Here is an 18,880-nt window from a genome sequence, read left to right on the forward strand (position 1 = left end):
AATATATAGTCATTTGGTATGATTTGGTCTTGTAGATTAATTTTACCAAATACCTATTGTTCTTGTCTATTTATTATGCAAATCATTTTGATAAAAATAAATTAATTTATTAGTTAAAATAAAGTGTCATATCAAATCAAATAAAAAACTGATAGCCAAGGAACACATTGGGCTTTTTACAGCATATGAACGATTTATTGCTTTGATCGTTTCAAATTATATGCTTAAGCATCTTTCGAAGCAACATACCTATTTACATATAAAAAAGTAGGCAAGGGAAAATGCCCTGCCTACTTAGTAACATCTAGATTTTTTTATTTGTCTTTATATCCACCGCAAAAATCCACAGTAACATAAAGGTCTTTCCCTTTTTGACTAACACCAACACCTACAGAATCCATAGTAGGGTCAAGCAAACTCTGAAATTGTGCCGCTGTTCTAATCCATTGGCGATAAACATTGGTAATATCGCCTCTTTGTTTGGCAATGACCTCTGATGCACTGGTAAAGGAGACTTTTTCATTCAGAATTCTTGTAAATGGAGTGCTGCCATCGGTTCCTGTATAGCCAAGATAATTATTATCTACCATATCCTTACTATGCACCAATGCAACACTTGAAAGCTTTGGAGCTTTTGTCAAAAGTGGCAACCCTTGCTCTTTACGTTTTACCTGAATTAAATCTAGCAGCTGGGTTTCTAGAGTTTCTCTCTCTGAAATTGTTAAGCCACTTTTCTCATTGTTGCCTAAAGTAAATGCTCTTTCTTGCAACAAAATACCTCGAATGGAACCCTCATAATCCAAAGGAATGCTGGCATAGGTTGTGTCTGTTTCAACGATGCCGCTATGCTCAACCAGACTGATATAATTCAGTTGTTTTATGTTTGCAGAAGTACCCTCGCCATTGGTGCCCAGATAAGAAAAATATTTTGTGGGGACAAAAATTTCTACAACCTTATCTTCCTTTAGTGTTACGAAAAAATAACTCTCATAGTCGTTTATATAAACATATCTTTTTAAAGCATAAACGGTTGTATCAATTCTATTGGGTTCCCCCCAACTTTCTTTCAGTTGGTTGGTGGTTTCGCCCAGAAAAACAGCTTTGTCATTAATATAGACTGTTTCATAAATATTTAGGTTCTTTTGATCAACTTCTGAGGAAGGATTTGTTTTTTCCGGTGTCTTCTCTACAACTTCTTTTGAAGGCTGTTTATTTTCATCAGTTGTTTCATTTTTGCCATCCGTTGGCTCTGCTTTCTGTTCTGCATAATGGCATATCTTTACCAAACCGATGACTGCTTCCTGAAAGGTTAAGCCTCTCATAGGATAAAATTTTCCGTCATCGTCTCCCACTAAGATGCCTGCATTCTTGATTTTGCCAATGACTTCAATCGAAGGCTTCTCTAATATGGAAATATCAGAAAAAGCGTATTTTTCTGTTCCTGAGGTTAATGTGATACCCCATACTTTTAAAATTCGATTGAGCAGTATAGCTAGCTGCTCACGTGTTAAGTTATCATTGGGCTTAAACTTTGTCGGTTCTGTTCCGCTGATGATTCCTGCTTCATAGGCTGCAATAACTGATGGATTATTACAATCTGTAAAGGGACTTTCGCTTTTCGGAACCAATTTTTCTCCTTTGCTTTTTTCATAGAGAAGCACTACGATTTTACAAAACTCAAGTCTTGTAATTTCTCTTTTGGCATCCAGAAGGTTCTCTTCTGTAATCAATCCTTGATTATATGCAAACTCCATGGAGGCTTTTGCCCATGGATCAGCATTTGTCACGATTGCCCCAAAGACGGGCATGGTGCCACTCATTGCCATAAGCAACATCATGATTACTGCGACAAACCGCTTCATGCTATCATCCTTTCTGTTTTTAATTTCAAATCTTTTATGAGCTATATAAATTGAAAGAAGTACTTTATTCTTTCAATAGGCCCTACAAAGCAAATTTTTTTGCAAAGAAGGATTGGTCATATTCTTATCTGAACTCTAGAAAAATATTCCTCAAATACAAAAAAACGGTATAATTATGATGAAAATGCGAATATTTCTGTATGATATTTGATTATATTGTTATATAGGGTCTTGTAGTAATAGCGTACATATCATTTCCCCTATGGTAGAATAAATGAACCCTTGTAGGTACTGGTTCTTTCCCAATTTAGCCCTTTCTTGTTTCATTTTGCAAGGTTATATATGCCTCTAAATCACTTTATAACAAAAAAATCGTCAAAATCTATGAATATTATACCATATTATCCAAAAAACGCAAAAAAAATAAATGGTAACTTTTTCCTATGTAAGAATGGTAAGTCTAACCTAGTGCCTATTGAAAGTCTGTTTCAAAATTTTCTGGAATTGCCGGTAGTACTGGAATCTCAATAGCGAATAAGAGGGTTCTAAAACAAATAAGGATGGGGAGTTTTTACCCATCCTTATTTTCAAGAGAAATGCAATGTTAATGAAATGACGAAAAAATTTTATGTAAGAAGAGATTCGTTATTTTAATCAAGAGAAGGGCTCTTTTGTTCCATAGCCCCTGTGGGAATAGTTTTAATCTTGAAAATAAAATAGTAATATTTAAATAGAATTAAAAGTACGATAAAACCCCTACCATAGGTGTTGTTCATCATAAAAAAAGCGAATAAAAGCATACAGGACACAGGAATCAAGATACAAAGCTTTGATTTTAATGTCATAGAGCGGTTTTTTTCAAAGCTTTCCAAGTTATTTTTATAAATCTTTGTTGATTTAAACCAATTGTTGAAACGTTCTGAGCCTTTGGCAAAGCAAAAAGAGGCCAAAAGCAAAAAAGGAGTTGTGGGCAGAAGGGGAATAACTATACCAACCGTGCCAATGAAGAAAAATAAAAACCCCAACCCTATATATATGTATTTCAGTTTGATCATCTCCTTAAAATTTTAGAATGAATCAAATGGCTTAGGGCGGTTAGAGGATGATAGAGAAGCATCCTCGGGCCGGAAAAAGCCATTACTTCCTTTATTTTCTCCCGCATGGAAGTGTTGTAGCAATGTGTTTTGCAATTACTGCAAAAGGTTTTAGTTTTCATGAAAGGACAGTGTTCAATTCTTTCATAGGCATAGGATAGAAGACCATTACAATTTTCGCATAAGCTTGTTGATGTTTTATGCTTTTTATAACAAAACAATGTAATCATAAAGAGAACCATATCTTTTTCTTTTTTAATTTTTAGATCATTCATAAAACCCTAGGGAATGCAGATTTGCTTTTTTTGATTATAAAAAAACGGAAATTCCATTTCATTTTGTGTTGTCTATACCCAAGCCTCCACAAAATCTAATATTTCTTTCAATAAAATTTCAAAAGATTTTAATTTAGTAATCTGCAATGCCTAGCTAAGTCGCCCCCTTTTTGCTGAATAATTTTTAAAGCAATACCTAAAGTCAATTTTCTATGAGAAACCAAAAGAATTGTGACAATTTCGGCTTCAAAAAGGGATTGATTCCCTCATTTAAACTATCAAGATTACTTGTAGGTTCATCCAAAAGCATAAAAGGTGCACCTAGAGAAATGTTCTTGCCACACCAATTCATTGTAATTCCTCAACGGCAAGTTTGTCACCAAGTTCTCCGTTGAAAGTATCATAGCCTTTTGGAAGTGTTTCCACAAAGTTATGAAGGGAGGCCTTTTTGCCGCCTTAATCATTTCTTCCACGGTTGAATTGGTTTTGCAAGGGAGCAAATCTAGTAAGGTGGATTTTCCACAGCCACTTTTTCCATATATTCTAATAATATGTCCATTTGGTATATCAATGGAGAGGTTTTCTAATATTTTATCTTCGCTGTAGCCAAAGGTCAGACTTTCGCATTGAGCGCCATAAAAATCAATATCTTTTCCATCCGTTTTTTCTACAACTTCATGGGTTCCTCCAGTAGGGAAAAAACACGCCCTCCACTTGCTTGGGTATGGACCAGATTATAGGAGAGATTACTTAAAATAACCACGGGTACAATTAGAGCAATAAGAATATTAAAAAGTTGAGGTAAATATTGGAAGAAATAAATTTCAAGTTGATTTACCCCTAGGGTAATAATTTGCACAACTTCTGCTATAGATATTTTATCCTTATAGCTAGTGCCGATATGTGTAAGTTTTGTATATATCTTTTCTCTCAAAAGTTTTTCGATTTTTTTGAAGATCCAAAAGCAGTTTTTGATGAAAACAAGTTGAAAAAAATGAAGGATGCCAAAAAGCATCAGTATAACCCCTATTTTTTGCGCCAAAGCCATATCCAAAGTTTATGAAGATAGGTTGAATCTATCATAATGCATAAGGATAGCATGATAAAAATATTGAAAGCAGACTTAACCATTATAAAACAACCGTTGCAACAATATATATTTTTATATTGGGCGCAAGTTCCAAAAGACGTTTGTGAAACATAAAAAAGCCCTACTAAATAAAAAGTAGATACGCTTGTTTGTGCGCACTTCTTTAAATTTAAACGGGCGAGGTTTATGGCAAAACTATAGCATATTCAAAGTTTGATGTCAATTTAAAAAGGAAGATTTTGTTTATGAAGTGTTGACAAAAGAAACAATTGGTATAATCAGATTTAAAATGAATTATTTTTATTCTTACATATGATATATTGGATTAAAATCCAGAACACGTTCTAATTCTACAAACGGATAATTTAAAAATTCTCGTAATGATTTATGGAAATCTTTTTTGTTATTTCAGAATAAGTATTTTCACCACAAAAAATAAACTATTAAAATGCCTAAAGCAGAATCTGGGTCAGTTTTAGATTACACAATATATTTAAAAAAGAGAGATACAGATTTTGATGTTAGATTAAGTAATTTTGCTATTATTTGTATGAATGCATAAAGAAGAGTTGAAAAATATTGACAAAAATTGTATAATTATTTATTAGAATGTTCAATTGAACACAGGAATAACAACAAGACAGTTGTTTTAATAGTATTGAAAATAGCATGTGAAAGCGGTTAAATGAGGTGTATTTAAAAAATAAAATATGCAACGTAGTATAATTACATTAAACAAACTTGGGATTTTTTATAAAACAGTCGGTAAATTTTAAATATTGGAAAGGTGAGAAAAATAAATGGCAATTGTAGAGGTTATAAAATATAATGGTGGACCAGACGTTTTTGCGTGGAAATATCCCAGTGAAGAGTTAGGAACATGGACGCAGTTGATTGTTAATGAATCGCAAGAGGCTATTTTTGTTAAAAGCGGGAAGGTTTTGGACATTTTTGTGAGTGGAAGACATACTTTAGATACAGCCAATATCCCTTTGTTGAATAACATCATTAATCTGCCTTTCGGGGGACGTTCTCCTTTTACTGCCGAGGTTTGGTATATCAATAAAGCATTCAATTTAGATATCAAGTGGGGTACGCCTACACCAATTCAAATTCAAGACCCCAAATATGGAATTTTTGCACCTGTTCGCTCTAATGGTACTTTTGGCATTCAAATCGTGGATTCGAAAAAATTCTTGGTTAAATTGGTTGGTACTATGCAGGTATTCGATAAAATGTCAGTAACAAAATATTTCAGAGGGATTTATGTGGCAAAAGTAAAGGACGCAATTTCCACTTACCTGATACATAATAAGATTAGCATACTGGAAATCAATGCATATATTGATGAGCTTTCAGAATTTATGAAAGAAAACATACAGCCAACCATGGAAGAATTCGGCATTCAGCTGGTGAATTTCTATGTCAATGAAATTAGTGTTCCAGAAGAGGATTCTGCAGTGAGAAAGCTGAAAGATGCGCTATCAAAGAGAGCAGAAATGAACATTATAGGCTACAGCTATCAGCAGGAGCGTTCTTTTAACACACTAGAAGGTGCAGCCAAAAACCAGCATTCCACAGCTGCTCCTCTTATGGGGGCGGGAATGGGCTTAGGAATGGGACTGAGCATGGGAAAAACCGTAGGTACAGGATTTGGGGGAATGGTCGAGGAAATTCAAATTACAAATCATGCCAGTGAAAAAGAATGCCCTGCGTGTCATGGAAAGATGCCAGCACAACAACGATTTTGCGGTGTTTGTGGTTTTGATACGAACGCAGCGGGAAGCCAAAAGCAAGAACAGCCCCAATTATGTTGTTCTGATTGTGGATATCCTCTTTCAGACAGCATCAAATTTTGCACTGAGTGTGGCAGAAAAATAAACCCTTGTCCCAACTGCGGAATAGATTTGACTGATGGTGCCAAAGTGTGCTCAGAATGTGGATATGAAATACCTATTGCTTGTCCGGAATGTGGTTCATCTATCTCTCCCAAGGCGAAATTTTGTCCTGAGTGTGGGCAGGTACTTTTGAAGAAATGTCCGAAGTGCGATGTGGCCATTGAAGGTACTCCAAAATTCTGCCCTGAATGTGGCGAGAAGCTATAGAGGAGGGAAAATGTATGAACAGATACAGTAAAGCTTTGCTGATTTCGGGTATCATCACCGTCGTTATTTCTGTAATTGTTTTGTTACTGTGTATCTATGACTGGAGCGGTCTTACGCCTCTTGCAGCAGTGTTTATTATTTGGGCACAAATTGTATTTTTCGGAGGTTTAATTTTTCAACAAAAAATCAGAACACAGACAGAGCAGCTGGTGCTGCAGGCTTCCTTTATCCCACTACTCACAATTTATTCCTTTATTTGTGGGGTATTGTCAGTTCTTTTTTTAATAAGATTTAAAAGTGAATGGAAATATTTTGTCAGCATTCAACTGATATTAGCAGGAATCATTTCAACTTTGTTGATTGCGCTTTATTCAGCCAGTAAAGCCATCCGTGTTACCAACCAGAATACAATGCATGATATTATACAGATAAATTCATATATCAGTAGAATCAATACCCTTGCAGTAACTGCTGGTGAAGAAGAGGGTTATGGCTTTGACTTGAAAACAATTTCTGAAGCCTTACGGTTTACTGATATATCTGCTATGGTTCCTGTGGATGAGGAGATAGATCATATCATTTCTGAATTAGAGTTAGAGTTTGAAAAAGAAACCATATTTAGGTCAACAAAATTAATTCAGGAAAGATGCACGAAATTAGCAAAATTGATTGAAAAAAGAAAGATACAATCTAAAGCCATTAAGGAAGGAATCATTTAGATATGGAAAATTCGAAGTCGGCAATCGTTATGAGTATAGTTATTGAAAAGATACAATTCATTGTTGGAATTATATTTCTATTAGTGTTTGGGTTGTGCACCGTGGTGTCGCTGGCAGATGCAGAACTAGCTTCTGATGGTTTTCTTGTTTTTTGCCTTGTCGTGGACGGATTATGTATTTTGTTAATATATTTTAGCAGAAAAAGACATAAATTAAACACTGATTTTAAGAAATATGTATCCGCTCTATCAGGTGATCCCACCGGGTCTATTTTAAACTTAGCAAATGCCATGGGGACTTCAGAAGATTTGGTTTCAAAGAATTTGAATAAGATGATAGAAAAAAAATATTTTGCATATGCATATATAGACAAAAGGAAAAATTGTATTGTTTTATCTAACCAAGGAGAGACAATGGGTGTGGCATCCACTGCAGGAAATGTGAGTTCCTTCACGGGAGTCTCTCAAGGAATGGTAACGGTACATTGTAAAGGTTGCGGCGGTGTAAATGCGATTTCCAAAGGACAATCGGCAGAGTGCGAATACTGTGGCTCTTTGCTTCAGGGGTAAATACTTTAATAAATAATGAAGCAACAATGAAAGTGAGGCACAGTAATGCAAAATAAAGGAGCCCCATGGGCAATGATTATAGTACTTTTATTTCTTTTTTTTCCAGCGGGGATTATTGTTATGTTAGTTAAGCTACATAAAGATCCGTTTCACTATACATCTAACGGTAATGGTACAATGATTGTTGGTTGGATTTTATTTGTGTTCGGTATTTTTTACTTGATCATCTACCTATCTGACAGTGCTACAAACAGCGATGTGGCACCACTACTCAGTGGGGTGGCTTTTTGCTGTGGAGGTGGCTTTGCGCTGGTTCGTCACGGCAGAAAGTACAAACAAAGAGGATTATTAGTTTCTAGATATATCACATGCATAATGAATAGCAGTGATGGGTCAATAGGGGACATTGCAGCATCCCTAGGGTTTACCTATGAGAATACCTATAGGGATATTGTAGACTTAATCCAATGTGGCGCTTTGCCTGACAGCTATATTGATGAGTCAACAAATTGTGTTGTATCACCATATATCAAAAAAAGGGTTTATGATTATAAAAACAAAATAGAGTTGAAAGAAGAACCTAAAAAATTCACATCGAGGACAGTGAAATGTCCCAATTGTGGTGGTATGAATAGTATCACGGGAAATGACAATGAGTGTGAATACTGTGGTTCACCTCTTGCTTATCAATGTATGTAGTTCAAAGTTAAGTTATAATAAAAGGAAAAGCAACCTCATTACATTAGACTGTTTGCGAAATATGCAAATGGTCTATTTTTTTACTTAATATGTTCAATATACTTTACAAATATTAGTAAAAAGGGTAACTAAGGGGACATACTTTAATGATATTATTCTACCATAGATATTTGTAAACAAGCTCATAGAGGCAATGGAATACCGTTGATGTCTTATTGTAAAAATATAAAGCAAAAGAGGGCATTGTTTATTGATATCTTGTATCTGTGGACAGCTCCGCACAGATACTTGTTCCAAAAATTGTATAAAGGAGGGGATTTATCAAGGAAATGAAGAACAGAAGGTGGAGGGAAGAAATGTTTCAAAGGTTAGGTGGACGAAATGGCAAGATGGGCTAAGGTAGACTTTAAACAGTTAACCAAACTGCGAGATGAAGTAAACAAGTTCCATGGAGAGGAATTTCCCAAGTTCCAAGAGAAAATGGAAAGAGAGATGGCCACCAGACTGGTGCTTAAGGCGTTGAAGCGTACCCCCACGGATCCTAAGGATTCCCCTGGGATAAGAGCAGGTTGGAGCATTGGCGACGTGCGTTACGAAGGTGGCTCTTACAGCATTGAGGTATACAATAGCTGCATTTATGCCAACTCCGTTGAATGGGGATATTTGGCGAAGGATGGGAGGACTTTAATACCCGGACGTTTTATGCTGCATCTTTCGGAAGAGGAGCTACGCCAAGATGCTGACAAGGTAATAGAAGAAAAGCTGATGGAAGTTTTAAGGAGGGGTTTCCCATGATATCTAAATTGATGACAGGGATTGAACATGCAATACGAAAGGAATTCCCTGAAACTACCTACAAAATTTATACTGAGACAACGGAGTATGATTCGCCCTGTTTCTTTATACGTTGTATAAGTCAAAGCCGAAATGCAAAGCTTGGAGAGAGATTTATGCTTAACACTTCCTTTGAGGTACAGTATTTCTCAGGCAGGGGCAATAACGAATGCTGGGAAGTGGCAGAAAAGCTGAGGGAGCTTTTAGATGTAATCTCTCTTGGGGAGGATTTGGTGCAGGGGCGCAACGGCAATTACAGGGTTGACAGCGGTGTGCTGCATTTTGTGATGGATTATAACCTACCTATGATGCGAGAGCAGGATGCAGTGGATTTAATGGAAGAGGTGACTGTGTATGGCAAAGCAAGGGAATCAGGAAAATAAAAAAGAGGAACGATATTTTTCCAAGGAGGCAATTTTGCAAAGTCAGAAATATGGAGCTAATGGTGATTTGCTTTTTGCAATATTGGCAGACGACAAGGTATTTACTTCTATGGAAATTGACAACACGATTGATGAATTTCAAAAAGGAAAGGTGAGATAAATGGGATTAGGCGGCGGTACATATTTGGTACAAAACAAGACCCTTCCAGGGGCATATATTAACTTTATTTCGGCAGCAAGAGCTTCTGCGACACTATCAGACAGAGGATATGCAGCAATGGCGTTAGAATTGGACTGGGGTGTAGATGGTGAAATGTTCACCATTGAAAACGGAGATTTCCAAAAAGATTCCCTAAAAATCCTCGGCTACGATTACAGCCATGAAAAGCTTAAGGGTCTGCGTGATTTATTTTGCAATGCAAAAACATTATACGCTTATCGCTTAAACAGCGGCAATAAGGCGGTAAACCCCTTTGCAACAGCACGTTATAGCGGTATTCGCGGGAATGATATTAAAATTATGATTTCTGCCAATGTGGACGAGCCCACAAAATTTGATGTTGTTACGTTAATGGAAAACACAAAAGTAGATATTCAGACTGTAGCTGAGGCAGCAGAATTAAAGGATAATAACTTCGTTGTGTTTAAAAAGGATGGGGTTTTACAAGAAACAGCGGCAACTCCTTTGGCAGGCGGTACAAACGGTCAAACAACAGGTGCATCTTATCAGGCGTTTTTGGATAAGGCGGAAGCCTACAGCTTTAATACATTGGGTTGTCTTTCAAAGGAAGAGAGCATCAAGGGCCTTTTTGTTGCCTTTACCAAGCGTTTAAGAGATGAAATGGGCATCAAATTTCAGACCGTTATGTTTAACAAGGCGGCAGATTACGAAGGAATCATCAATTTAAAAAACAAGGTGACAGATGGTGAAGAAACAAGTCTTGTTTATTGGCTGACAGGTGCGACCGCAGGTTGTGCCGTAAACAAATCTATTGCCAATAAGGAATATGACGGCGAGTTTTTGGTAGATACAGCCTATAAACAGAGTCAATATGCAGCGGCATTGGATGCGGGTGAATTTGTATTCCATAAAATCGGTGACGAGGTAAGGGTATTAGACGATATTAACAGCTTTGTTTCCGTTAACACAGACAAAAATGAAGATTTTGCAAGTAATCAGGTTATCAGAGTCATTGACCAGATCGGCAACGATATTGCTGTGCTTTTTAACACACGATATATGGGGAAAGTACAGAACAATGAATCGGGCAGAATCGCTTTTTGGAACGACTTGGTTTCCTACAATAAGCAGATGGAACAAATTCAGGCAATTGAAAACTTTGTTTCTGATGAATTGATTGTAAAAAAAGGCAATGATAAAAAATCCGTAGTTGTGGTGAATCCTGTGACACCAGTTTGCGCCATGACAAAGCTGTATATGACCGTTGTTGTTGAATAAGAGAGGGGGCAGAGAGATGAGTAATATTACAATGCTGAGCAAAGATGCTATTTCTGCGAAAAAAGCAGAGTGCTTCATTACCATTGAAGGGAACCGTTACAACTTTATGAGTGCCATTTCCGTAGAGGCAAAAATGGAGAAAACAAAGGCGGAAGTTCCTATTTTAGGTAGAATGAACAAAGGTCATAAGGCAGTGGGGGCAAATGGTACTGGTAGTGCCACCTTTCACTATAACACATCTATTTTTCGTGAATTGATGAAGCGTTATCAAGATACGGGTGAGGATGTTTACTTTGATATGCAGATTACCAATGAAGACCCTACCTCTAACGTGGGCCGACAGACAATCATTCTTCGTGATTGCAACATAGACAGTATGGTGATTGCCAAGTTCGACGCCGATGGCGAATATTTAGATGAGGAAATGGAGTTTACATATGAAAGCTTTGAAATGCCCGAAACATTTCAGATGCTAAGCGGAATGTAAAAAAAGAGGAGGAATAATATATGAGTTTATCAGCATTTTTGAATCCTGTAAAGGAAGAAACCTGCAAGGTTGTAGCTAGCAAGCGTTTTATTGATGAGGACGGAAAGCCCGTGGAATGGGAGTTGAGAACTATTACTGCAGATGAGGATGAGGCAATCCGCAAGGCCTGCACCAAAAGGATGCCCATTCCTGGAAGAAAAGGCCAGTTTAGCCAAGAAACGGATTTAAACAAATATTTGGGTTTATTGGCGGTTTCCTGCACTGTATATCCCAACTTGAATGACGTAGAGCTGCAAAATGGGTATGGTGTGATGGGGGCGGACAATTTGTTGAAAACTATGCTTCATGCAGGGGAGTATACCCAATATGTTTCCAAGGTTCAAGAGTTAAATGGATATGATTCCTCCATGGATGAATTGGTGGAAGAGGCAAAAAACTAATTGATGGGGGCGATGGAGAGAGCAACTATGCATATTACTGCCTGCATCAGCTGCACCTATTGCCCTCACAATTTTTAAAACTTCCAAGAGAAGAAAAGGCTTTTCTGATTGCTTCTATTCAGTTAAAGGCGGAGAAAGAAAAAAGAGAATCCAAAAAAATGAAGAAAAGGTAGTTAGATTAGATAAAAAATTTATTGGGAAATAAGATAAGTTAAATAGAAAAGCATTCGGCATTTGTTGAATGCTTTTCTATTGTTTGGAAAGAAGGTGAGAAAATGGGAACGATTAAAACCTCGATTCAATTATTTGACGGGGCTACACCAGGGCTATTAGACATTGCCAATGCTTTAAATAGAGCAGTTCTTGGTTTTGAAGCCCTGGAACGGGCATCATCCAATTGCATTGATACCAATTCTTTGAGAGAAGGCAGAGAAGAATTGAATATGACAAAGTCATCATTTCAACAAATACAAGATTCTATCAAAGCGGCGGGGGAACAACAGAAAAAATTCAACAAAACAATAAGTACGGGTGCGGAAATATCAGAAGGTATCTTTTCAAATCAGGAAAAGGCAAGCGGCATAGTAGATAGCAACAGTGGGGCTGATCTTTCCGAAATGGGACAGAAAGCACTTGGAAGCTCCAATATTTCATCTGGGGTGGTGGGCAGTGGAGGGAATTTAAGTCTTGGTACAGGAGAAGAATTTCCTGAGGAAAAGGCAAAGCAGACAAAGAACGATAAAGTTAACGCGGCTGTTGATACATTAAGCAGTGTGATACCGCAAGGCTATACTTCTACTGATGAGATGAAAAATTCAATGTTTGCCGCGGCGGATGAAATAGATACAAAATTCAGCGGGCTTTCTCAAGTTCTAGGTTCTGTCTGGTCTGGTGTGACAGGGGAACAAGTGGAGGCTATAAAGGTTACCGACCTTTTGGCTAATAGCTGGGGCAGCTTTGCACCTGTTGTGACGGGAGCGGCAGCAGCAATGAATTTATATAATCTTGCTATGGATGCAGGTAAGGTGATTCAAGTTTTACAAGCTGCCGCCACAGTAATCGGTGCTGCATTTAATAAGCTGTGGACAACTTCTGTGGAGGAGCAGACGGCAGCGCAAGCTGGGCTTAACTCGGCAATCTTAACTTGCCCCATTACATGGATTATTGCAAGTATTATTGCTTTGATAGCTATAATATTTGCTGTGGTAGCATGGATAAACAAAACAAAAGAAACGAGTATTTCGGCTGTTGGAATTATTGCTGGTGCTTTTGCGGTTCTGGGGGCAGGTATATTTAATATTTTTGCATTTATCTGGAATATTGTCGCAATTTTTGTAAACTTTTTATTTAATGTTTTTCAAGATCCAATTGCGGCAATAAAAACGTTATTTTACGATTTAGCTATTAATGTAATTGGTTTTATTCGTAAAATTGCAGAAGGAATTGAAGCTCTATTAAATAAAATCCCTGGATTGGAAATAGATATTACCAGTAACTTAGACGGTCTTTTAAGTGAGCTAGAGAAAAAATCTCAAGATGTGAAAGACAAAGCTGGTTTTGAAGATGTAATGCAGACCCTTGACTATAAGGATTATAGTAATGCATTCAATAGTGGGTATTACAAAGGAGAACAATTACAAAACACATATGGCGGAATTTTCAGCGGCAGTTCGGCAGGGGATGGCGGCATGGATCAGCTTTTGCAAAACACAGCTAATACTGCCGCAAATACAGGGGCTATGACAGATAACATGGAAATTTCACAAGAGGATATAAGGTATCTTCGAGATATTTCAGAACGAGATGCCATCAATCGTTTTACCACGGCTCAGGTCAGTGTGGATTTTAAAAATGAAGCAACAATCAATTCTGATATGGATATTGACGGCGTGATGAATAAATTCACAGATGTGCTCCGTGAGGCAATCTTTACCCAGGCAGAGGAGGTGCATGCCATTGTATAAGGTTAGTATTGGACAGGTTGCTTTACCTGTGGCCCCAAGTAAAATAACCATGAAAATAAAAAACAACAACAAGACAATGGAATTGATTGATGGAAGTGAAATCAATTTTATTAGAACGCCGGGACTAAAGGAATTCAGCTTTGAGTTTTTGATTCCCCATGTGAAGTATCCCTTTGCTTATTATCCTGACGGCTTTCAAACTGCACAGGTGTATATTGACGCACTAAAATTGATGAAAATAGAAAAAAAGTGGTTTCAATTTGATATCCAACGACAACTACCCAATGGGAAAACAGAATTTGAAACTAGTGAGACAGTAACATTGGAGGACTATACCATTACAGAGGATACGGGAAACGGTCTAGATTTTATTGCTAATGTAACACTAAAGCAATATAACGAGCATAAAATCACCCACGTTGAGCCTGTGCAGACGACAGAGGATGGTGTTGTAGTAAAAGAAGTAACAGAGCGTAAGAGTGACAAGAAGACAAGTAATGTATATACTGTAAAAAAAGGGGATAGCCTGTGGAAAATTTGCAAGGCGCAATTGGGGGATGGTGCAAATTTTAAGGAAATCGCAAAGCTAAATGGCATTTCTAATCCCAATCTCATATATCCGGGGCAGGTGATTCAGATTGGTAATGCTTAATATAGTAAATGTAGATAAGGAATATACCCCTATTGTGGCAGGGGACATCAAATGGTCAACAGAGCGAGCGGGTGTACCGGGAAGCTTAACTTTTGATGTGGTAAAGAATGGGGAGCTAAATTTTCATGAAGGGAATTTAGTAAAGCTTTGTGTTGACAAAACTCCTGTTTTTTTGGGCTATGTTTTTCAGAAAAAAAGAAGCAAAGGCGAAATAATTAGCGTTACTGCTTATGACCAGCTGAGGTATCTGAAAAATAAGGACAGCTTTATCTTTGAGAAGTTGACCGCAACGGAATTTATACACAGAGTAGCCAAGTATTTTTCACTGGAAAGGGGCGAAATTGCAGATACGCAATATATCATTGAAAAAGGTGTGCTAGATAATAAAACCTTATTCGATATGATTCAAGAAGTGCTGGATACCACATTAATGAATACGAAAAAGCTCTATGTTTTGTATGACGATTTTGGCAAGTTAGCTCTAAAAAATATTGAGGATATGAAGCTGGATATTTTACTGGATGAGAAAACAGCTGAGAATTTTGACTATGTCAGCAGTATTGATGGGGAAACCTATAACCAAATAAAGATTGCTTTTGATAGCAAGAAAAAAAAGGGGCTTCAAGATGGAGTCATGGTTCAGGACGAGGAAAATATTAAAAAATGGGGTGTTTTGCAGTATTACGAAAAATCAAAAACAGAAGTGGGAGTAAAGGAGAAGGCAAATGCCCTTTTGGATCTTTACAACCGTAAAACACGAACACTCAGCATCAAAAATGCCTTTGGCTCACCCAATGTCCGTGCAGGATGCAGCCTACGGGTGGCTTTAAAGTTGGGGGATATTAATGTGAATCATTACTTTGTCTGCGAAAAGGTGACCCATACCTTTCGAGAAGATATGCATCTGATGGATCTTACATTGAGAGGGGGAGATATTCTTGTCTGAGTTGGCACAATTGATTAAAAAGGCGGCAAAGGATCAGATGGATTCCTCTAAGCCTATGGATATTATCATTGGAGAGGTGGTTTCTGCGGCACCTCTTAAGATTAAATTGGACTCCAAGATTACTTTAACGGAGTCCTTTTTGATTTTAACAAAAGCGGTGGTAGATTATTCGGTCAATATGACAGTGAATCATACTACGGAAACCCATACTCACAGCCACACCTATCAGGATGACAGCACCACTAGAACAACCCAACCCAATACCCATAACCATGCCTATGTGGGATCAAAAAACTTTACCATCCACAATAAGTTAAAGGTTGGGGATTATGTTATTTTGTTACGGGCTCATGGGGGACAAAAATTTATTGTACTTGATATAGTAGGAGGTGGCACATTATGACACCCAAAGTAAACGAAGAATTGGCAAATACCTTTGTAAGGCTGTCATTACCCTCAAAAACCTATCGTTTGGACAGAGAAAAAAATCGAATCTATGGATTCTGTGACGGGGTGGAGGCAGTGAAGCAGGCTGTGTATAAAGCACTGCTTACGGAACGGTATGCTTGGGTAATTTATTCATGGAACTATGGCTCAGAGCTTAACGGGCTGTTTGGAAAACAAATGACCACTATCTATCCTGAGGTGAAAAGAAGAATTGAAGAGGCTTTGTTACAGGATGACCGCATTAAAAAGGTTGGGGATTTTTCTTTTGAGAAAACAAGGAATACCCTACATGTGACTTTTACAGTGGAGTCTACAGTGGGGGTTTTTGAAAGTGAGGTGAACTTAAATGTATGAAGAAATGACATTTGAGACGGTACTAGATCGTATGCTGAGTCGGGTTTCCTCTGATATAGATAAGCGGGAAGGGAGTATTATTTATGATGCCCTTGCCCCTGCAGCGGCGGAGCTTTGTCAGATGTATATTGATCTTGATATTGTTCTGAACGAAACTTTTGCAGATACGGCAAGCAGAGATTATTTAATTCTTAGAGCAAAGGAAAGAGGGATAACACCCTATGAAGCCACAAAAGCCATTGGAAAGGCAGTTTTTAATTGCTCGGTTCCTATAGGCAGTCGGTTTAATCTAGAAGATTTTAACTATCAAGTGACTGAGGTAATTTCTTCTCAGGATTTTACTTATAAAGTTATCTGCGAAACGGTTGGAAGTGATGCAAATCATAACTTGGGTACGATGATTCCCATACAGTATATCCAAGGGTTGACCAAGGCGGAATTGGTGGAGGTATTGACCCCAGGGGAGGATGCAGAAAGCACACAAAGCCTGAGAAAGCGATATTTAAATAGCTTTGATAGGCAGGCATTTGGAGGAAATCGGGCAGATTATATGGAGAAAATCAATGCCATATCCGGAGTAGGGGGATGTAAGGTGTACCGTGCATGGAATGGCGGGGGAACTGTGAAATGTGTGGTGCTAAATTCTCAGTATCAGAAGCCTAGTAAGAGTTTGATTGAGGATGTGCAGACTACCGTTGACCCTACCCAAAATGCAGGGGACGGCTTAGGCATCGCCCCAATTGACCATGTGGTGACCATCGAAGGGGTGACGGAAACTCCTATTGCTATTGCAAGCACCATAACTTATGAAAGTGGGTGGAGCTTTGGTGAGTGTGAACCATATATTGAGGAGATTTTAGACCGATATTTTATGGAATTAAGCAAAGGCTGGGCAGATAGTGGTAATCTTGTTGTACGAATTTCTCAGATTGAATCCAGATTGTTAGACATGGATGGCATTTTAGATATTGGGAATACAACCATTAACGGGGAGGCAAAAAATTTGATGCTGGATGAAAATTGCATTCCCATAAGGGGTGATTTCTATGGCTGAAATTCAGAGTTATTTTCCCGACCTGTTGAAAGAAGTGAAGGAGTTTCAAAAGCTGGCAGAAGCAGAGAATCCGGAGCTTCTTTTTTTATGGGATGAGCTGAAGCAGGCTTTAGATAATCAATTTATTGATACGGCGACCAAGACGGGGGTGGCAAGGCGAGAGCGGATGCTAAAAATCACCCCCAAAGCCACGGACACCCTAGAGGAGCGAAAATTTCGCTTATTGGCAAGGTATAACGAGAATTTGCCCTATACATTACGGACGCTACATAGTCAGCTTTCTATTCTTTGTGGGGAAAAGGGGTATCGGCTGGAAACCAATTATGGTGCTTTCAGCCTAAAAGCAAAGCTGGAACTGACAAACAAAAAGAATGTGGAAGCCGTTGAGGAAATGATGGAGCGGATTGTGCCCGTGAATATGCTGTTGACCTTGGAATTGCTGTATAACCAACATCAAGAACTATGGCAGTTGACTCATGGGGCGATGAGGGCATACACCCATGATGGTTTAAGAGAGGAGGTATTTGGAAATGGCTGATTTTACGGCAAATTACAATCTGGAAAAGCCTGCCCAGAGTGATTTTTATAATGTTGAAGTGCAGAATAAAAACATGGATAAAATTGACACAGCTTTGGCAGGAGCGAAATATATAATCTCCCCTTCGGGAGAGAAGTACAAATGGGGAATGGATACAGATGGTTTGTTTTTAGAGGAGGTGTAAGTTATGGCAAGTGGTGATAAGTTTTATTTGGCGGATAAGGAAACGCTAGATGAGGTGAAAGGGAAAATAGGAAGTACCGCTGATACAGGGGGGAGCAGTACCGCCGGAAGTGTTTTTGGAAAAATCAATTATTTGGTTTCACAGGTGAGTAGTTATTTAGCTTCGATTTACTCGTGGGTTAATACACTCACGGGTAAGATTGGTAATTCGAATGATAGCGAAGGAACTGCAACCACGGGAACGGTAATGGGGAAGTTGAATTATCTGGTTACTCATGGAAGTAACAATTTAACTGATGTCTATAAATACGTTTTAGGTATAGGTAATACGAATGATAGTCAAGGTAATACTACATCGGGATCTGTAATGGGAAAGCTAAATTATCTTATTTCTCAGGTGAGTACATACTTGTCTTCTATATATTCATCAATTAGTACCGTTAATAGCAAGCTAAATAGTTTGATGAACGGTATATTTATAAAAAGCATTCAACGAGGAGTATCATATTCAGCAAACGTTTCTATTGCTAACGTAAATCCTGCTAAATGTATAGTTTTACTGAACGGCATTTATAGTAGTTCTTCAACTGAAATGGCAAGTCCAGGATATCGTGTTTCTTTTGTTTCTGAAGTTACCGGAACGTATCTTATTAGTATAACATCAACAAGTTTGAATGTTAATGGCAACGGATACTTTTCATGGCAAGTCATCGAGTTTTATTAAGG

At 37.9% G+C, this 18,880-nt stretch carries 24 protein-coding genes; 19 read left to right on the top strand and 5 right to left on the bottom strand.

Going from position 1 to position 18,880, the window contains the following annotated elements:
- Positions 1-314: 314 nt before the first annotated feature.
- From CPRO_RS04125 to CPRO_RS04135, 5 genes are all read right to left on the bottom strand, one after another.
- Entirely contained in the window at positions 315-1,862 is a 1,548-nt protein-coding gene (locus CPRO_RS04125) for an S-layer homology domain-containing protein (protein ID WP_066048127.1), read from the bottom strand.
- Between the two features lie 650 nt (positions 1,863-2,512).
- Positions 2,513-2,917 carry a YbaN family protein gene (locus CPRO_RS16115; protein ID WP_066048128.1) on the bottom strand — a complete coding sequence of 135 codons (405 nt, stop codon included), beginning with the start codon at positions 2,915-2,917 and terminating at the stop codon, positions 2,513-2,515.
- Positions 2,914-3,231 carry a nitrous oxide-stimulated promoter family protein gene (locus CPRO_RS16120; protein WP_072743420.1) on the bottom strand — a complete coding sequence of 106 codons (318 nt, stop codon included), beginning with the start codon at positions 3,229-3,231 and terminating at the stop codon, positions 2,914-2,916. The genes CPRO_RS16115 and CPRO_RS16120 overlap by 4 nt, the downstream gene beginning before the upstream one ends.
- 296 nt (positions 3,232-3,527) lie before the next feature.
- The gene (locus CPRO_RS16185) at positions 3,528-3,878 is read right to left on the bottom strand and encodes an ATP-binding cassette domain-containing protein (RefSeq protein ID WP_143148966.1); all 351 of its coding nucleotides are present in this window, start codon (positions 3,876-3,878) and stop codon (positions 3,528-3,530) included.
- Positions 3,879-3,898: 20 nt separating this feature from the next.
- On the bottom strand, positions 3,899-4,246 hold the full coding sequence (locus CPRO_RS04135) for a 6TM ABC transporter family protein (protein WP_066048129.1): 348 nt from the start codon (positions 4,244-4,246) through the stop codon (positions 3,899-3,901).
- An 875-nt stretch (positions 4,247-5,121) separates the two neighbouring features.
- On the opposite strand from CPRO_RS04135, the gene CPRO_RS04140 reads away from it, so the two are divergent.
- From CPRO_RS04140 to CPRO_RS04230, 19 genes are all read left to right on the top strand, one after another.
- The gene (locus CPRO_RS04140) at positions 5,122-6,426 is read left to right on the top strand and encodes an SPFH domain-containing protein (protein ID WP_066048131.1); all 1,305 of its coding nucleotides are present in this window, start codon (positions 5,122-5,124) and stop codon (positions 6,424-6,426) included.
- Positions 6,427-6,440: 14 nt separating this feature from the next.
- Positions 6,441-7,145, top strand: a complete 705-nt coding sequence (locus CPRO_RS04145; protein WP_066048133.1) for a hypothetical protein — start codon at positions 6,441-6,443, stop codon at positions 7,143-7,145.
- A 2-nt stretch (positions 7,146-7,147) separates the two neighbouring features.
- Positions 7,148-7,714 carry a hypothetical protein gene (locus CPRO_RS04150; protein ID WP_066048134.1) on the top strand — a complete coding sequence of 189 codons (567 nt, stop codon included), beginning with the start codon at positions 7,148-7,150 and terminating at the stop codon, positions 7,712-7,714.
- Positions 7,715-7,759: 45 nt separating this feature from the next.
- Positions 7,760-8,413 carry a hypothetical protein gene (locus CPRO_RS04155; protein ID WP_066048136.1) on the top strand — a complete coding sequence of 218 codons (654 nt, stop codon included), beginning with the start codon at positions 7,760-7,762 and terminating at the stop codon, positions 8,411-8,413.
- Positions 8,414-8,794: 381 nt separating this feature from the next.
- The gene (locus CPRO_RS04160) at positions 8,795-9,208 is read left to right on the top strand and encodes an HK97 gp10 family phage protein (RefSeq protein WP_066048139.1); all 414 of its coding nucleotides are present in this window, start codon (positions 8,795-8,797) and stop codon (positions 9,206-9,208) included.
- A complete protein-coding gene (locus CPRO_RS04165; RefSeq protein WP_066048140.1) occupies positions 9,205-9,630 on the top strand; it encodes a phage tail terminator family protein in 426 nt (141 codons plus the stop codon). Before CPRO_RS04160 ends, CPRO_RS04165 begins: the two co-directional genes overlap by 4 nt.
- Positions 9,602-9,790 carry a hypothetical protein gene (locus CPRO_RS04170; protein ID WP_066048141.1) on the top strand — a complete coding sequence of 63 codons (189 nt, stop codon included), beginning with the start codon at positions 9,602-9,604 and terminating at the stop codon, positions 9,788-9,790. Before CPRO_RS04165 ends, CPRO_RS04170 begins: the two co-directional genes overlap by 29 nt.
- Positions 9,791-11,089 carry a phage tail sheath family protein gene (locus CPRO_RS04175; protein ID WP_066048142.1) on the top strand — a complete coding sequence of 433 codons (1,299 nt, stop codon included), beginning with the start codon at positions 9,791-9,793 and terminating at the stop codon, positions 11,087-11,089. It abuts the gene before it with no gap.
- A 16-nt stretch (positions 11,090-11,105) separates the two neighbouring features.
- Positions 11,106-11,576: a phage tail tube protein gene (locus CPRO_RS04180; protein ID WP_066048144.1), complete on the top strand. Its 471-nt coding sequence runs from the start codon at positions 11,106-11,108 to the stop codon at positions 11,574-11,576.
- Between the two features lie 20 nt (positions 11,577-11,596).
- Complete coding sequence (locus tag CPRO_RS04185; RefSeq protein ID WP_066048146.1) at positions 11,597-12,016, top strand: phage tail assembly chaperone; 420 nt, start codon at positions 11,597-11,599, stop codon at positions 12,014-12,016.
- 275 nt (positions 12,017-12,291) lie between these two features.
- Positions 12,292-13,980: a hypothetical protein gene (locus CPRO_RS04190; RefSeq protein WP_066048148.1), complete on the top strand. Its 1,689-nt coding sequence runs from the start codon at positions 12,292-12,294 to the stop codon at positions 13,978-13,980.
- Positions 13,973-14,632: a LysM peptidoglycan-binding domain-containing protein gene (locus CPRO_RS04195; protein WP_330383867.1), complete on the top strand. Its 660-nt coding sequence runs from the start codon at positions 13,973-13,975 to the stop codon at positions 14,630-14,632. The genes CPRO_RS04190 and CPRO_RS04195 overlap by 8 nt, the downstream gene beginning before the upstream one ends.
- Positions 14,625-15,578 (top strand): XkdQ/YqbQ family protein, encoded by a 954-nt coding sequence (locus CPRO_RS04200; protein ID WP_096348657.1) that lies wholly within the window; start codon positions 14,625-14,627, stop codon positions 15,576-15,578. Before CPRO_RS04195 ends, CPRO_RS04200 begins: the two co-directional genes overlap by 8 nt.
- Entirely contained in the window at positions 15,571-15,981 is a 411-nt protein-coding gene (locus CPRO_RS04205) for a DUF2577 domain-containing protein (RefSeq protein ID WP_072743416.1), read from the top strand. The genes CPRO_RS04200 and CPRO_RS04205 overlap by 8 nt, the downstream gene beginning before the upstream one ends.
- On the top strand, positions 15,978-16,379 hold the full coding sequence (locus tag CPRO_RS04210) for a DUF2634 domain-containing protein (RefSeq protein WP_066048156.1): 402 nt from the start codon (positions 15,978-15,980) through the stop codon (positions 16,377-16,379). The genes CPRO_RS04205 and CPRO_RS04210 overlap by 4 nt, the downstream gene beginning before the upstream one ends.
- Positions 16,372-17,433: a baseplate J/gp47 family protein gene (locus CPRO_RS04215; RefSeq protein WP_066048158.1), complete on the top strand. Its 1,062-nt coding sequence runs from the start codon at positions 16,372-16,374 to the stop codon at positions 17,431-17,433. Before CPRO_RS04210 ends, CPRO_RS04215 begins: the two co-directional genes overlap by 8 nt.
- A complete protein-coding gene (locus CPRO_RS04220) occupies positions 17,426-17,971 on the top strand; it encodes a putative phage tail protein (RefSeq protein WP_066048161.1) in 546 nt (181 codons plus the stop codon). Before CPRO_RS04215 ends, CPRO_RS04220 begins: the two co-directional genes overlap by 8 nt.
- Positions 17,964-18,155 (top strand): hypothetical protein, encoded by a 192-nt coding sequence (locus CPRO_RS04225; RefSeq protein WP_066048163.1) that lies wholly within the window; start codon positions 17,964-17,966, stop codon positions 18,153-18,155. Before CPRO_RS04220 ends, CPRO_RS04225 begins: the two co-directional genes overlap by 8 nt.
- Before the next feature lie 3 nt (positions 18,156-18,158).
- Positions 18,159-18,878 (top strand): hypothetical protein, encoded by a 720-nt coding sequence (locus CPRO_RS04230; protein ID WP_066048166.1) that lies wholly within the window; start codon positions 18,159-18,161, stop codon positions 18,876-18,878.
- Positions 18,879-18,880 lie beyond the last annotated feature (2 nt).

This window comes from Anaerotignum propionicum DSM 1682, from assembly GCF_001561955.1.
Taxonomy (GTDB): Bacteria; Bacillota; Clostridia; order Lachnospirales; family Anaerotignaceae; genus Chakrabartyella; species Chakrabartyella propionicum.